Origin of the sequence: Flavobacterium caseinilyticum (assembly GCF_004349085.1) — a bacterium.
Classification (GTDB): Bacteria; Bacteroidota; Bacteroidia; order Flavobacteriales; family Flavobacteriaceae; genus Flavobacterium; species Flavobacterium caseinilyticum.
The window spans coordinates 680,610-696,449 of record NZ_SMFM01000001.1; the positions used below are offsets into that span (position 1 = coordinate 680,610).

General features: G+C 35.6%; 18 protein-coding genes. 15 read left to right on the forward strand and 3 right to left on the reverse strand.

The window, feature by feature from the left end:
* From porG to E0F89_RS03010, 3 genes are all read right to left on the reverse strand, one after another.
* On the reverse strand, window positions 1-660 hold the full coding sequence (gene porG, locus E0F89_RS03000) for a type IX secretion system protein PorG (RefSeq protein WP_131908370.1): 660 nt from the start codon (window positions 658-660) through the stop codon (window positions 1-3).
* A 168-nt stretch (window positions 661-828) separates the two neighbouring features.
* Window positions 829-1,713, reverse strand: a complete 885-nt coding sequence (locus tag E0F89_RS03005) for an NAD kinase (protein ID WP_131908371.1) — start codon at window positions 1,711-1,713, stop codon at window positions 829-831.
* A gap of 84 nt (window positions 1,714-1,797) precedes the next feature.
* Complete coding sequence (locus E0F89_RS03010) at window positions 1,798-2,457, reverse strand: CBS domain-containing protein (protein ID WP_131908372.1); 660 nt, start codon at window positions 2,455-2,457, stop codon at window positions 1,798-1,800.
* Between the two features lie 114 nt (window positions 2,458-2,571).
* Here E0F89_RS03010 and E0F89_RS03015 point away from each other — a divergent pair, with 114 nt between their 5' ends.
* The 15 genes from E0F89_RS03015 (at window position 2,572) to E0F89_RS03080 (ending at window position 15,820) form a co-directional block, all read left to right on the forward strand.
* The gene (locus E0F89_RS03015) at window positions 2,572-3,285 is read left to right on the forward strand and encodes a pyridoxine 5'-phosphate synthase (protein WP_131908373.1); all 714 of its coding nucleotides are present in this window, start codon (window positions 2,572-2,574) and stop codon (window positions 3,283-3,285) included.
* An 81-nt stretch (window positions 3,286-3,366) separates the two neighbouring features.
* Window positions 3,367-4,125 (forward strand): alpha/beta fold hydrolase, encoded by a 759-nt coding sequence (locus E0F89_RS03020; RefSeq protein ID WP_131908374.1) that lies wholly within the window; start codon window positions 3,367-3,369, stop codon window positions 4,123-4,125.
* Window positions 4,126-4,179: 54 nt separating this feature from the next.
* Window positions 4,180-4,524: a phage holin family protein gene (locus E0F89_RS03025; protein WP_131908375.1), complete on the forward strand. Its 345-nt coding sequence runs from the start codon at window positions 4,180-4,182 to the stop codon at window positions 4,522-4,524.
* A gap of 86 nt (window positions 4,525-4,610) precedes the next feature.
* Entirely contained in the window at window positions 4,611-4,982 is a 372-nt protein-coding gene (locus tag E0F89_RS03030; RefSeq protein ID WP_131908376.1) for a hypothetical protein, read from the forward strand.
* 154 nt (window positions 4,983-5,136) lie between these two features.
* Entirely contained in the window at window positions 5,137-6,012 is an 876-nt protein-coding gene (locus E0F89_RS03035) for a DUF3347 domain-containing protein (RefSeq protein WP_131908377.1), read from the forward strand.
* 8 nt (window positions 6,013-6,020) lie between these two features.
* Window positions 6,021-6,503 (forward strand): TlpA family protein disulfide reductase, encoded by a 483-nt coding sequence (locus tag E0F89_RS03040; RefSeq protein ID WP_131908378.1) that lies wholly within the window; start codon window positions 6,021-6,023, stop codon window positions 6,501-6,503.
* A gap of 7 nt (window positions 6,504-6,510) precedes the next feature.
* Window positions 6,511-7,041 carry a heavy-metal-associated domain-containing protein gene (locus tag E0F89_RS03045; protein WP_131908379.1) on the forward strand — a complete coding sequence of 177 codons (531 nt, stop codon included), beginning with the start codon at window positions 6,511-6,513 and terminating at the stop codon, window positions 7,039-7,041.
* The gene (locus tag E0F89_RS03050) at window positions 7,041-7,850 is read left to right on the forward strand and encodes a hypothetical protein (RefSeq protein WP_131908380.1); all 810 of its coding nucleotides are present in this window, start codon (window positions 7,041-7,043) and stop codon (window positions 7,848-7,850) included. Before E0F89_RS03045 ends, E0F89_RS03050 begins: the two co-directional genes overlap by 1 nt.
* Window positions 7,851-7,920: 70 nt before the next feature.
* Window positions 7,921-8,658: a DUF3347 domain-containing protein gene (locus E0F89_RS03055; RefSeq protein WP_131908381.1), complete on the forward strand. Its 738-nt coding sequence runs from the start codon at window positions 7,921-7,923 to the stop codon at window positions 8,656-8,658.
* Between the two features lie 110 nt (window positions 8,659-8,768).
* Complete coding sequence (locus tag E0F89_RS03060; protein WP_131908382.1) at window positions 8,769-9,086, forward strand: heavy metal-binding domain-containing protein; 318 nt, start codon at window positions 8,769-8,771, stop codon at window positions 9,084-9,086.
* A gap of 83 nt (window positions 9,087-9,169) precedes the next feature.
* Window positions 9,170-9,490, forward strand: coding sequence for a heavy-metal-associated domain-containing protein (locus tag E0F89_RS03065; RefSeq protein ID WP_131908383.1), 321 nt, complete (start codon window positions 9,170-9,172; stop codon window positions 9,488-9,490).
* A gap of 110 nt (window positions 9,491-9,600) precedes the next feature.
* Window positions 9,601-9,759, forward strand: coding sequence for a hypothetical protein (locus tag E0F89_RS17050; RefSeq protein WP_165929967.1), 159 nt, complete (start codon window positions 9,601-9,603; stop codon window positions 9,757-9,759).
* 77 nt (window positions 9,760-9,836) lie between these two features.
* Window positions 9,837-12,371 carry a heavy metal translocating P-type ATPase gene (locus E0F89_RS03070; RefSeq protein ID WP_131908384.1) on the forward strand — a complete coding sequence of 845 codons (2,535 nt, stop codon included), beginning with the start codon at window positions 9,837-9,839 and terminating at the stop codon, window positions 12,369-12,371.
* Between the two features lie 114 nt (window positions 12,372-12,485).
* Window positions 12,486-13,094, forward strand: coding sequence for a membrane or secreted protein (locus E0F89_RS03075; protein ID WP_131908385.1), 609 nt, complete (start codon window positions 12,486-12,488; stop codon window positions 13,092-13,094).
* Window positions 13,095-13,177: 83 nt separating this feature from the next.
* Window positions 13,178-15,820 carry a multicopper oxidase domain-containing protein gene (locus E0F89_RS03080; protein ID WP_131908386.1) on the forward strand — a complete coding sequence of 881 codons (2,643 nt, stop codon included), beginning with the start codon at window positions 13,178-13,180 and terminating at the stop codon, window positions 15,818-15,820.
* The last annotated feature ends 20 nt before the right edge of the window (window positions 15,821-15,840 follow it).

Genomic DNA, 15,840 nt, shown 5'->3' on the forward strand with positions numbered 1-15,840 from the left:
TTATTCTGCGCAATAACAGGGTTTGTTCCCAAAGGTATATGTTACAGTTACGCCTGAAAAAACATACCAATCATTATTATTTGTATCTCCGCTTCCATCCATATTATCGGTCAACGTATATCGTGCTCCGGTTTCCACTGCAAGCAATAGATGAGGGGTAATATTAGACTTTATTCCTAAAATCATTGGAATTGCTATTGATTTTCTTCTTTCTGTTCTACTTTCGTATGACTCCCCAGTTAAAGGGTTATTAAATTTATAGTTACTCAGAAAATAATTTGCACCAGAGAAAATATAAGGGGTGACTTTAGTATTTGTCTTATGAAGATCGAAATCAAAAAAGTTGAATTCCAAACCGAAAGAGGCTTCTCTCAAACGGTTTTCAATTTGATTGCCTCTTTGGTTTCTGCCACCTTCTTTAGAATCAAAATCATTTGAAGTAATTTTGGATTGTGTGTAAGAAAATCTATAGGCATGTCTGGAGCTTTTATTCCATTTATATAATATACCGAAAGCAGGTTCATTAGGGGATATATAAGTAGTGGGTCCAACATCTCCTATAAAGTTACTGCCACCTAAGAAGACACCAATCTCATGTATTTGAGCTTGGATATTCATGAGAGGTAGAAAGAAAAAAAATAAATAAAAAATCTTGTTCATTTAATCAAAAATTGCGTGCAAATATAATAATTATCACTTCATTTCAATACTCAATCAGCTAAATGTGTTCTTTTTTAATAAATGTCCACTAGGCCTACTTTAAATGAGTGTTGTTTACTTTAAACGGGGAAAAATGATAAAATCGTATAGCTTTTTTATTTAAATGATTTAATTCCTTTTGTCTTCTCCCCAAAGTAATTTGTTACGAAGCGTTTTCAAAAAGGTTTCTTCTGGAATTTCAACCATATAAATTTGAAATGGAGTTTTCTTTAAAATAAGAATTGATTCGTTTTTAATTGAGGTAACTCTTGAATCTAACGAAACTAAGTAGTTTTCTTCTCTTCCGGAAACTTTCAGTCTAATTTCGGTTTCGTCAGGTACAACAAGCGGTCTGGCGGTAAGATTATGAGGAGCAATAGGAGTAATTACCAAGCTTTTAACATCAGGTGTCAAGATTGGACCGCCGCAACTCAAGGAATATCCGGTGGATCCCGTTGGCGTTGAAATAATTAAACCATCGGCCCAATACGAATTCAAAAATTCATCATTCAGGTAGGTATCAATAGTAATCATTGATGTGGTGTCTTTTCGGCTAACCGTAATTTCATTCATCGCAAAATTGATTTCTTCTATTGATTCGTTGGGCGGGGAACACGTTAAACTCAGTAAAGCCCTTTTAGAAATTGTATATTTTTTGTCGATCACAAATTGCATGAAAGTGGATATATTTTCTTTTTGTACAGAAGCTAAGAACCCTAATCTGCCAGCATTTATCCCTAAAATAGGAATGCCGGAATCTCTTACTAATGTTGCTGCTCTCAGGATTGTTCCATCACCACCAATACTGATCAGCATATCAAAACTGGAGTCAAGTTCGGTGTGAGAGGTAAAGGTTTTATATTTTTTTTCTACAATCTTCCGTTCATTAAGCATCAACAAAAAATGAGATTCAATAATCATTTCTACATTATTTCTGTTAAAAAAAACAAAGATGTCGTTGATGATTGGTTCTGTGCTGTTTTGATAATATTGGCCGTAAATAGCTACTTTCATCTTTCTTTAATCGTTAATTTGGTTATTTGGTTAATTGAGAGAATGGTTACGAATAACCGAATCAACAAATTTCCAAATAAGTGGTTAGATGTTAAGGTATTTTTCTAAATAATCAGAACGTTCCTTTAAGTTATTGATGTAATTGTCTTCTTGATGCTCAGAAATGATTTCGTAATTGTACCTTCTGAAAGTCTGGATAATTTCGTTCATTGCGCCCAAAGTTATTTTCATGGTCACTTCCACGCTTTCAACATCTGCTTCAGAAATGAACAATCCTAAAAGCTTGCCGTTATTGCTTTCGACAATTTGGGTAATCTGACTCATCGAGTAGTCTAAAATTGGTTTTCTAACCACAATGATTCCGCCCGGTTCTTTTAAAAAAGGTGTTTCATGAAAAAATTTCATGATATCTTCAATTTCATAATAGCCTACGTAGGTGTTGTTTTCATCCAAAACAGGAACTAAATTAGTGTGATTTTTTGCGAAGACTTCTAAAACATCCAGCCACATCGTATTTGTTCTGGTAAAAAATCCTTCCAGTGTAAAACGATAATCAGATGCTTTTTTATCACTTTCAAAAGTCTCAATATCCTCGGATGCAATACTGCCAATGTAAACGCCCTCTTCGACAATTGGAAAATGTGAAAAGTGTAATTCACTAAAAAATTCTTGAATAGCCGCAATAGAATCTTGGCTGTCAATCGCTTTAAAGTCATTAGTGATATATTCTGTTATTTCTGTCATAAATCAATCGGCAATATTTCATGCAAAATAATCAAAAATAAGCAAAATCTCCTAAGTTTTACTTTGTATTTTTGTTCCAAGTAAATACTAGTATCAAAATAAAAATACGTTTCAATGACAAAATTAAGTGTAAATATCAATAAAATAGCCACTTTACGTAATGCGCGCGGAGGAAATGTTCCCGATTTATTAAAAGTAGCAGCTGACATTCAAAAGTTCGGTGCCGAAGGAATCACGATTCATCCGCGTCCGGATGAGCGTCACATTCGGTATCAGGATGCCCGAGATTTAAAGTCTGTCGTTTACACCGAGTATAATATTGAAGGAAATCCAGAACAAACATTTATCGATCTTGTTCTCGAAATAAAACCCACTCAAGTGACTTTGGTGCCAGATGCAATTGATGCCATCACGTCTAATGCAGGTTGGGATACTATAAAACACGCTTCTTATTTAACCGAAATCGTTCAGGAATTTCAACGCAACGGAATCAGAACTTCTATTTTTGTAGATCCTGTTCTCGATATGATTGAAGGCGCAAAGAAAATTGGAACCGAAAGAATCGAATTGTACACCGAGGCATTTGCACATCAATATAGTTTAGGGAATCAAAACGGAATTTTGCCGTATACCCAATCGGCAATTTTGGCCAATGAGCTTGGATTAGGAATCAACGCAGGTCATGATTTGAGTTTGGATAATATTCAGTTTTTCAAACAAAATATTCCGGGATTATTGGAAGTTTCTATAGGTCACGCATTAATTTCCGAAGCCATTTATTTAGGCTTGGATAATGTGGTAAATATGTATTTGCAAAAATTAAAATAAAATTTCGCCACGAATTATACCAATTTTCACGAATTTGAGTGGTGGAAATTGGTGTAATTCGTGGCTAAAAAAAAGTAAAAAATGTTATATTCAAAAATAGAAGGATCCGGTAAACCGCTTTTAATTCTGCATGGATTCTTGGGAATGTCTGATAATTGGAAAACACTCGGGACGCAGTTCGCGACTGATTTTCAAGTTCATATTCTCGATTTACGCAACCACGGACGAAGTTTGCATTCAGAAGAGTTCAGTTATGAAATCATGGCGCAGGATGTTTACGAGTATTGTCAGGCTCATAATTTAGAAAACATCAATATTATAGGGCATTCGATGGGCGGAAAAGTGGCAATGCTTTTAGCTACTACTCATTCGGAATTAGTGGATAAGTTAATTGTGGCTGATATTGGACCAAAATTTTATCCGCAACACCATCAGGATATTTTGGCGGGTTTGAACGCCGTAGATTTTTCCATAAAACCAAGCCGAAGTGATGTCGAAGAAATTATGGAGAAGTATATTCCTGATTTTGGGACCAGACAATTCTTAATGAAAAATTTATTTTGGCAAGAGCCGGGACAATTGGCGTTCCGATTTAATTTGGCAGTTTTCGATCGTAAGATAGAAGAAATAGGGATTCCGTTACCGGAAAATTCCATTTTCGAAAAACCAACCTTGTTCATTCGTGGAGGAAATTCCAGATATATTTTGGATAGCGATTTCGAAAACATAAAAAAGCATTTTCCGGATTCAAGCATTGAAACAATCCCGAATGCAGGACATTGGCTTCATGCCGAAAACCCAGCCGATTTCTATCAAAAGGCAACTTCTTTTTTAAAATAAATTAATCAGATTTAATTTTTTCTTACATTTATTAAATCTTTAAAAAATAAAATCATGAATTTACTGATCAAAATTCTTATTACTTCAGGCTTGGTCTTGCTTATTGCGAACTTTATGCCGGGAGTTCATGTGGCTGGATTTACTACCGCATTAATTGTAGCCATTGTTCTAGGGTTGCTTAATATATTTATCAAACCAATATTAGTAATACTAACTTTACCGGTTACCATTCTTACTTTAGGATTGTTTTTATTGGTCATTAATGCGCTGATGATTTTGTTATGTACCAAAATTGTGGGTGGATTCAGCGTGGATACGTTTTGGACCGCCTTGTTTTTTAGTATTATATTGTCAGTTTTGCAGTCTATAATGAATGGAATATTAGGCGAAGGAAAATAAAACGTTGTTTTTAACACGTATTTATGATTGAATTCCGGTTTTATTTGTGTCCAATTAATACCTTTGTACTCTATTAATAGAATATTATGTCTAAAAAGTTTTACATATTGTTATTGGTTATGCTTGGTTTCTTTATGACACCAAGCGTAGCTTTTGCATGTGGAACAAAAGCAGACAAGTCTTGTTGCAAAAAAGAATCTCCTTCAAAGAAGGAGCAGAAAGACTGTTGCAAGAAAGAAAAAAAATCGAATGAAAGTTCGCATGACGGCTGTAATGGCGCTTGTAAGAATGTTTCTTGCGGTAGTTCAGCTTTTCATTTGGGTTTAACTTCGGTGTTTTATACCGAACTAAACAAGCAAGTTTTTAGTTTTTCTACTGAAAAACAAAATTATTATTACTCGGAAATGTTTATTTCTTCTCATTTTCGTTCTATTTGGCTTCCACCTAAAATAAGCTAAATTCCTTCTGCGACAGCCTGGAAACTGTCTTTTTCAAAGCAAATTATGCTTTAACAATCATTAAATTTCAGTCGGATACAATTTGAAATGTAGCTAAATGTGCTATTTTTTTCAATGTTTTTTACGACTAATTCACCTCAAAATTATTCATACAATGAACTCAATAAAAAAAATATTGATGGCAATAATCCTATTGCTTTCAGTTACAATTGCAAGCGCGCAAATTAAAAATAGCAAGACAGAAACCGTTAAAATATACGGAAACTGTGAAATGTGTAAAAGCAAAATAGAAACTGCCGGAAATCTGAAAAAAGTAGCAAAAGTCGAGTGGAATAAAGATTCCAAAATGGCAACTCTTATATATGATTCGACCAAAACGAGCCAAGACGAAATTTTGAAACGTATTGCTTTAGCCGGATACGACAGCGATAAATTTCTTGCTCCGGATGCTACTTATGAGGCATTACATGGATGTTGTCAATATGATAGAGAAGCAAAAGTTATCGTTTCTACAGAGATGAAAATGGAAACTACTACTGCAGAAAATCATGCAAACCACGCCAATCATTCTGATGCTCTAGTTGCAAAACAACAAGTGGATACTAAATTAAAAGTTGTTTTTGATAGCTATTTTCTTTTGAAAGATGCTTTGGTGAAAACTGACGGAAAAGCTGCTGCTACTTTAGCTAAAGACGTTCTTACAGCATTAAATGCAGTAAAAATGGACGAGCTTGCGATGGATGCTCACATGATTTGGATGAAAGAAATGAAAGGTTTAATGACTGGTGCCAAGAATATTTCGGAGACTCAAGACATCAAACGTCAAAGAGAATTTTTTATTCCTTTTTCAAAATCGATGTACGAATTGATAAAAGTGGCTAAATACGAAACTCCGGTTTATCTTCAGTTTTGTCCTATGGCAAATGATGGTAAAGGTGCAAACTGGTTAAGCAAAGAGAATGCAGTTAAAAATCCTTATTACGGTTCTCAAATGATGACTTGCGGAAAAACTGTCGAAACGATTCAATAAGTGATTAGATGGAATTCAAAATAAAAAAAATAATGCTGTTATTCAGTTTGATAATCAGTATGTCAGCTGCAAATGCCCAAATGAAAATTGGAGACAGCTTGCCTAATTTTCAACTTAAAAACAATAAGGAAGTACTAGTAAATTTGGTTTCTCTTAAAGGAAAAACCATTTTAGTTGATTTTTGGGCATCTTGGTGCGCGCCTTGTAGACTGGCTAATAAAAAACTAGCTCCTTTATACAATGAGTATAAAGATGACAATTTCGAAATTGTCGGGATTTCGCTGGATACGGACAAAATGAAATGGATGGCTGCTATTCAAAAAGATAAATTAGCTTACGAACAATTAATCGATACTAAAGGTTTTGATTCGAAATCAGCATTACTTTTTGGAGTTGAACAGTTGCCAAGTGCTTATCTTTTTGATGCATCAGGAAAACTGGTTGCTATCAATCCTACTGAAGAACAAATTTTAATGCAAATAAAAAATTAAAACAAAAATGAAAAATCTAAATTTAAAATCCATAAGTATCGCTTGTTTGGTTTTGATGACAAGCATACAATCCTATTCTCAAATTTCAAAAGCAGAAATTATGGCGACCGGTTTAACGTGTTCCATGTGTTCCAATGCTATAAACAAACAACTGAAAGCGATGGATGGTGTGGATAGCGTGAGTACTGATTTGAATACAAATACCTTCACTGTTTATTTTAAAAAAGAAAGTAAAATAATGCCAAAAATGCTAAAAGAAGGTGTAGAAAAAGCAGGCTTTTTCATTGGTTCACTGGTAATTACAATGCCTTCAGAACACTTAAAAACTGAAGGTAATAAAACCATTTTAGTCAACGGTTCTACTTTCGTATTATTGAATGAGGAACCTAAAAACAGTGCAGGAGAAACAAAAGTGAGGGTTTTTGATAAAGGGTATGTCACTCAAAAAGAATATAAAAAACTCCTTAAGACCTTTTCAAAAATAGCTTCTTATCCATTAGATAGCGAAGATGATTATCATATCAAATCTGTGCTGTAATGAGAAAATTTTTAATCGTATTTACGTTTTTTCTTATTCAGGGAATATCGGCGCAGGAGCTTTTTGTGGTCACTGATCCGGCAAGCAACGTTCCTGCGGGTTCATTAGGAATTCGTTTGGCACAATCTATTTTTAAAGAACAAATGAAATCAGGATATAGTTATCACCTCATGCCTGAAGTTACTTTGGGAATCAATAAGAATTTGATGGTGAGAACATCCCTATTTGTCAGTAATAGAAGTAATCAATTGGTAACTGAAGGCGCCAGTTTTTACGCTAAATATCGTTTCCTTTCTACCGATGATCTTCAAAGTCATTTTAGGATGGCAGCATTTGGAAGATATAGTTTTAATAATGCGGATATTCATCAGGAACAAATAGAAATTATGGGGCATAATACTGGTTTTGAAACTGGAATCGTGGCTACGCAGCTTATAAAAAAAGTGGCAATTAGTGCTTCGGTTAGTTTCGAAAAAGCATTTGATAACAAGCCGGATTACAAATTTCCCGCAGCGCAAAGTGATAACGCCACTAATTATACATTGTCGTTCGGAAGGTTGATGTATCCAAAAAAATACACCAGTTTTAAGCAAACAAATATTAATACAATGTTGGAGTTTGTAGGACAAACATTAAACGAAAATGGAAAATCGTATTTGGATATTGTGCCTTCCATTCAATTTATCATCAACAGCCAAGCACGAATTGATGTTGCTTACAGGCACGAATTATACAGTTCTATGTTGCGGTCTGCGCCAAATGGATTTTATCTAAATTTAGAATACAACTTTTTTAATATCATAAAATAAATTAGACGACTTAAATTGATAGCAGTGAATAGCTGATTTAAATAGAAGTCAATATAATCATAAAAACACCATGAAGAAAATACTGTTTTTGTCTCTGATAGCTACTTTTTTGACGGTTTCGTGCAACCAAAAAGAGAAAGAAGAAACGACTTTGAATTCTGAGAAAACTGAAAAAATGGCTGAACTATACTCTTGTCCGATGCATTCTGAAGTTACTGGTGTTGCAGGAAGCGAATGTCCAGAATGCGGAATGGAGTTGACTGAAAAAGTTATTCCAACAACCTCAACTGAAAAAGAAGAAACTCCAGTTACTGTCGCTGACGTAACGGAAGAACCAAGCACCATAATTAAAATAAGGAACGCTGACAAAGCAACTTTTCCAACTGATGCGATTGTTTCCAAGTATCTCAAAATTAAAAATGCATTGACCAAAGACGATTCAAAAGGAGCAGCTGCTGCAGCAAAAGAATTAATCGCTGCTTTGAATAACAGCAATTCCAGCTCTTTGGATACCAAATTAAAAAACAAATACAACGCTTTTGTCGGCGATGCCAAAGTGCATGTCAAACACATTGGCGAAAATGCAGGGAAAATGGAGCACCAAAGAGAATATTTCTCCTTATTGAGCCAGGATGTTTTTAGTTTAATAAAAGCATTTGGAACAAAACAAACGGTTTATCAGGATTACTGTCCAATGTATGGCGACGGAAAAACTGGGTATTGGATCAGTGAAACTAAAGATGTGATTAACCCATATTATGGTTCTGAGATGCTGAATTGTGGCAATATTGTGCAAACGTTTCTCTAATTACTACGTGTGAATTATGTAATTAAGAATAATAAAAGCACAACTGTTTGTCCATAATTTTTGGTACCTTTTACATATAGAAATTATTCTATAATTAATAAATAAATACGATGAAAAAAATAGCTTTTGCAGCCTTAATGATGGCTACTGTAATGGTTTCCTGTAACCAAAAGAACAAGGAAAACTCAACAGATGATTCTCATCTGATGAATGATAACTCGACTATGATGAATTCTGACTCCACTAACATGATGGATAATGATTCTACGATGATGAGCAATGACAATGAAATGATGAACAACAACGCAACAGTTTACGCTTGTCCGATGCATCCTGAAGTTCAGGGTAAATTGAATGACAAATGTCCAAAGTGCGGTATGAAATTAACTGAACCCGTTTCTGATGCTGCTGTAAAAAGCAACAAATAAATTTATAATATACAGATTATATTTGAAAACCGAACCAGCTTTATTATTCAAAAATTAATAAGGTTGGTTTAAAACAAACTGAGATGAAACATACTTATAGTATTGAAGGGATGTCCTGCGATGGTTGTCGCTCCAAGGTCGAAAAAACCTTGAATTCTATTGCAGGTGTTGCAGCTATTGTTTCTTTGATTCCTCCAATGGCAACAATAACGATGGATCAGCATATTGCCACCACTCAATTACAAGAGGCATTAACTGCTGAGGGGAACTATACAATTGCATTTAATGAACAAGCTGATGCTCGCGGAACTATTGAAGAACCAATCGAAAAATCATGTTGTAATGCTGTAAAACAAGAAGATAAAACAGTACAGAAATCATGTTGTAGCGCTACTGATTCATAAGTTAAAACAAAAATAACGTTGCTTACAGCCGCTCAGGTTAAATACTACTTTTCGATAGATTGTGTAGGTAAAAAGGTTTCTGTAAACCAAGAGATTTCCCAGTTTACTAAATGGATTTGGCACAAGAATTAGCATTAGTAAGCAGTTCGGCGATATATGCCTATCTTATGCATCCTGAAATGCAAGGCAAGTTGAATGATGAATGTCCCAAATATGAAATGAGATTAACGGAGTCTGTTGCAGAAAATACTCTAAAAAGCAACAAATAAAATAAGAATTTATCTTATTTAATTCTAATCAACCTTATTTTAGATATAACGGTAAGGTTGATTAAAAATACACTAAAATGAAGCATACCTATACTATTACCGGAATGTCATGTGATGGTTGTCGCACCAAAGTGGAAAAAACATTAAACGGTCTCGATGGGATTCAAGCTGTTGTTACTTTAGTTCCGCCAATAGCGACTATAACAATGGATAAACACATTCCCACTAAGCAATTACAAGAGACTTTAACTGCCGCGGGGAACTATACCATTGAAATGAATACTGCTGTCGATTCTCAAGGGAACATTGATAAAACAGTCGAAAAATCGTGCTGCAGTTCGAATAAACCACAAGAAAAAGCAACCGTGCTTTTACCCAAAAATGCAAAAGGTAAATACTATTGCCCGATGCATTGTGAAGGTGAAAAAGTGTATGATAAACCTGGAGATTGCCCGGTTTGTGGAATGGATTTGGTTAAAGAAGCTGCGACGGTAAGCAGTAAAATAATGTATACCTGTCCCATGCATCCCGAAGTTATCAATGAAGGCCCTGGTTCATGTCCTATTTGCGGAATGGATTTAGTGCCTATGGAGCCTACCGATGCCGAAGAAAATAAGGTGTATGATGACTTGGTACGCAAAATGAAAATAGCGGTAATTTTTACGGTTCCTATTTTTATTATTGCCATGTCGGATATGATTCCAAATAATCCATTAATGAAAATTATGGATACTACGAAATGGAATTGGGTGCAACTAATTTTGTCGCTTCCGGTCGTTTTTTATGCCTGTTGGATGTTTTTTGAGCGTGCATGGAAATCCATTGTTACTTGGAATCTCAATATGTTTACCCTTATCGGAATTGGTTCTGGAGTAGCTTTTCTGTTTAGTTTGGTTGGATTATTTTTTCCAACGATTTTCCCGGACGAATTTAAAACACATAATGGCGCCGTTCATCTTTATTTTGAAGCGACAACTGTGATATTAACGTTGGTTTTACTGGGGCAGTTATTAGAAGCCAGAGCACATAGTCAAACTAGTGGCGCGATAAAAGAGCTTTTGAAATTAGCACCAACCGAAGCCACTTTGATTATCGAAGGAGCTGATAAAGTGATTTCAATTCACGACATCAAAAAAGGAGATTTGTTGCGTGTAAAACCGGGAGATAAAATTCCGGTTGATGGTAAAATTACAGATGGAGAAAGTACAATTGACGAATCAATGATTTCAGGGGAACCTATCCCCGTTGATAAAAAAATAGAAGATGCCGTTATAGCAGGAACAATAAACGGAAATAAATCTTTTGTCATGGTTGCCGAGAAAGTAGGTTCGGAAACCTTGCTTTCGCAAATTGTACAAATGGTAAATGACGCCAGTCGTTCTAGAGCACCAATCCAAAAATTAGCGGATAGAATCGCTAAATATTTCGTGCCGATAGTGGTAATTGTTTCTGTAGTTACATTTTTTGTTTGGGCAAAATTCGGACCGGAACCCGCACTGGTTTATGGATTTATTAATGCGATTGCCGTATTGATAATTGCCTGTCCGTGTGCTTTGGGATTGGCTACGCCAATGTCAGTAATGGTCGGTGTTGGAAAAGGAGCTCAATCGGGAGTTTTGATAAAAAATGCCGAAGCACTGGAAAACATGAATAAAGTAAATGTTCTGATAACGGATAAAACAGGAACAATTACCGAGGGAAAACCTTCAGTGGAGAAAATTTATTCGTCGAATAATCAGGAAGATGTTTTATTACAAAGCATCGCTTCATTAAATCAGTACAGTGAACACCCTTTGGCGCAAGCCGTAGTCAATTTTGCGAAAGCAAAAGAAGTTACATTAATCGAAGTAAAGGATTTTGAAGCGATTTCCGGCAAAGGAGTCATTGGAACGGTAACCAATAAAAAAGTAGCGCTTGGGAATAAAAAATTGATGGAGCAAGTGAATGCCACTGTTTCGGATGAATTAGAAAATCAAATTATAGCTGAACAAAAACAAGGAAAAACGGTTTCTTACATTTCATTGGACGAAATTGCGGTGGGATTTGTATCAATTACAGATGCCATAAAAGCAACAAGCGTCGAAGCGATAAAAGAACTGATGCGTCAGGGAGTTGAGGTAATCATGCTTACCGGAGATAATGAAAATACCGCAAAAGCAGTGGCGACACAGTTGAATTTAAGTTCGTTTAAAGCAAGTTGTTTGCCTGAAGACAAGCTGAAAGAAATTAAACGACTGCAAGCTGAAGGAAAAATTGTAGCTATGGCTGGCGACGGAATCAACGATGCTCCGGCTTTGGCGCAAGCCGATGTTGGAATTGCGATGGGAACCGGAACTGATGTGGCTATTGAAAGTGCTAAAATTACGTTAGTGAAAGGTGATTTACAAGGAATCGTAAAAGCGAAAAACTTAAGTCATGCGGTGATGCGAAATATCAAGCAAAATTTATTCTTTGCCTTTTTCTATAATGTATTGGGAATTCCAATTGCCGCGGGTGTTTTGTATCCGTTTTTTGGAGTTTTGCTTTCGCCAATGATTGCGGCTTTGGCAATGAGTTTCAGTTCGGTTTCAGTTATTGCAAATGCGTTGCGATTGAGAAATTTAAAGCTTTAAATGTTTAGTAATGAAAGGTTAATGTCAAATCAAAGAATATTTTCGTTTAAATAGTTTTTATTTTAGGTTGAGATAATAAATTCACTTTAAGTATAACAATTAAAATTCACAGTCATGAAAACACTAAAAAAAATTGCATTCGTACTGACTTTAAGTACTTTGATTTATTCCTGTCAGTCCAGTAAACAGGTTCTTTCGCAATCCGATAAAAAAATGGAAATCATGAACACGATCGCTGACAGCAAAAGTATGTCAAAAGAGATGATGGATGTCATGATGAAAAGCGAAAATGGAAAAGCGATGATGGAGGAAATGATGAAAGAACATCATGCTAAAATGATGGGAATGATGAAAAAAGATCCTGAAATGAGAAAAAGCATGATGTCAGAAATGATGAAAGATAATCCGGAAATGATGAAAGAAAACCATGCTAATATGATGGCGATGATGAAAGAGAAACCGGAAATGATGCAAAATATGATGAAAGATATGATGAAAATGATGAAAGATAATCCAGAAATGATGAATAGCATGATGTCAAAAATGATGGAATCATCAAAAGAAGACGATGCTATGATGTCCGGAATGTGTAAAGAGATGATGAAAAATGAAAAAATGATGGATATGATGGAAAAAATGAAGAAAGAAAAAATGGACAGCAGTAAGATGAAAACAATGGATAAAAAAACGAAAAAGAAAGAAGATCATAAAGCGCATCATTAATGATTATTTAGTCCTTTTATATTAAATATCGTGAATAGAATTAGGAGAATAAAATAATTCAATCAAAATTTAGAATTTTAAAAATGAGAATAATAATAACAATAGCATTCATACTTTCTATCTGTCCTTTTGTGCAAGCGGAAAATAAGAATGAAAGAAGTATTTCAAAAAAAATAGAGATTCTTCAGGTACAGCCTACAACTTACACCTGTGTAATGCATCCTGAAATTCATGCCAACAAACCGGGAAAATGTCCCAAATGTGGCATGGATTTGATCAAGGAAAAAAGAAAACCTGTAAAAAAATCTGTGTCAAAAAAGCAAGTGCCAAAAGCAGTTGTAAAAAAAGCAGTACCTGTAAAAACAACCGTTAATGAATCTAAAACAACAACTGATGATTTGCATAAAAATCACACAAGCGTTCTCACAGAAAATGCTAAAGTTATAGAAGAGCCAGTAAGAAAGATTGTTAAAAATGCTCCTTCGAGAACCGTTCGCTATGATTTATATGTTCGAGATACGATTGTCACTTTTGGTGATACACCCAAAAGAGCCATTGCCGTAAACGGACAAATTCCGATGCCAACACTCACGTTTACCGAAGGCGATATTGCCGAAATTTACGTGCATAACGAATTAAATGAAGATACTTCGTTGCACTGGCACGGATTGTTTTTACCAAATAAAGAAGATGGTGTGCCGAATTTGACTCAAATGCCAATCAAGCCGAAAACGACGCATAAATATACGTTCCCTATTATTCAGCACGGAACGCATTGGTATCACAGTCACACAGGTTTGCAGGAGCAAATTGGGATGTACGGTTCTTTTGTGATGAATAAAAGAAACGAAGACCCGACTTTTAGAGCAGGAATTGATGATTTGCCAACCGTTCCCATTATTCTGAGTGAATGGACCGATTTGAAACCGGAAAATGTACATCGGATGTTACACAATGCCACGGATTGGTTTGCGATTCAAAAAGGAACTACGCAGAGTTATTCAGAGGCTATAAAAGCAGGACATTTTAAAACCAAAGTCGCAAACGAATGGAAACGAATGAACGCCATGGATGTCAGTGATGTATATTACAATAAATTCCTGATTAATGGTAAAAGTGAAAGTCAGCTTTCGCAATTTAAGGCTGGCGATAAAGTACGTTTAAGAATTTCCAATGGTGGTGCTTCTACCTATTTTTGGTTGAATTATGCCGGAGGAAAAATTACCGTGGTTGCCAGTGACGGGAATGATGTAGAACCTGTTGAAGTCGATCGATTAATCGTAGCCGTTTCTGAAACCTATGATGTTGTTGTAACTATTCCTGCGGATAAAACATCGTATGAGTTTTTAGTGACTGCTGAGGATCGAACAAAATCGGCTTCGCTTTATTTGGGAGATGGCATCAAGCAATTGGTTTCGCCTTTGCCAAAATTAAAGTATTTTGAAGGTATGAAGATGATGAACGGGATGATGAAAATGAATGGCGATTTAGATGATATGGGTATGAAAATGTCACTGAATCAAATGGACATGAACGTGGTGATGTATCCAGAGATTACTGGTCCTGCAGCAATTAAAGGAGGAGTTCAAAAAGAAGGTGAAATGGATCATTCTTCGCATGACATGGGAAAAATGAAAATGGATGACTCTTCTCCAAAAAAAGAAGGTATGAAAATGACCGAAGCTGATTATAACAGTAATGAACTTTCAGAAATCACGACCTTGAATTATGCGATGCTAAAATCACCAACTAAAACAACATTACCCAAAGACGCACCGGTAAAAGAATTGCGGTTTGAATTATCAGGAAACATGAATCGCTATGTCTGGAGTCTGGATAATAAAGTAGTTTCGGAAGCCGATAAAATTCTAATTAAAAAAGGCGAGAATGTTCGAATAGTACTTTTCAACGGTTCCATGATGCGTCACCCGATGCATTTACACGGACACGATTTTAGAGTGCTGAACGGAAAAGAAGAATACGCGCCGATGAAAAACATTATCGATATTATGCCGATGGAGACAGACACGCTTGAGTTTAATGCGAATGTTGAAGGCGATTGGTTTTTTCATTGTCACATTCTTTATCACATGATGGCCGGAATGGGAAGGGTTTTTAGTTATGAAAATCAAGAGCCAAATCCTTTAATTCCAAATCCGAAATTGGCGCAACGCAAATTATTTGCTGATGACAGAGCTTTCCATGTGATGGCCGAAAATGATTTTGCTACCAATGGAAACGATGGAATGTTGATGATTCAAAACACGCGTTGGAGTATTGGTACCGAATGGCGTTTGGGCTATACCAATCATCACGGGTACGAAACCGAAACGCACATTGGGCGATACATTGGGAAAATGCAATGGTTGATGCCGTTCATTGGTTTTGACTGGAGGTACCGAAAAATGGAAATGGGAGAAACAGAAGAGAATCTTTTTGGTCAAACCAATACCAAAGACAATCGTGCTGTTTTCAGTGCCGGAGTCGAGTATACGTTACCCATGCTCATCAAAGCACAAGCCGAAGTGTATACCGACGGGAATTTCAGGTTACAATTTGAACGTATGGATATCCCAGTTTCCAAAAGATTACGCATGAATTTAATGTGGAATACGGATTACGAATATATGGCCGGTTTGCGATATATTGTCAAAAGAAATTTTGGAATCACCACGCATTATGACAGCGATATGGGAATGGGTTTTGGATTGAGTTTGAATTATTAAATTCACAGAGTGAAACGTTT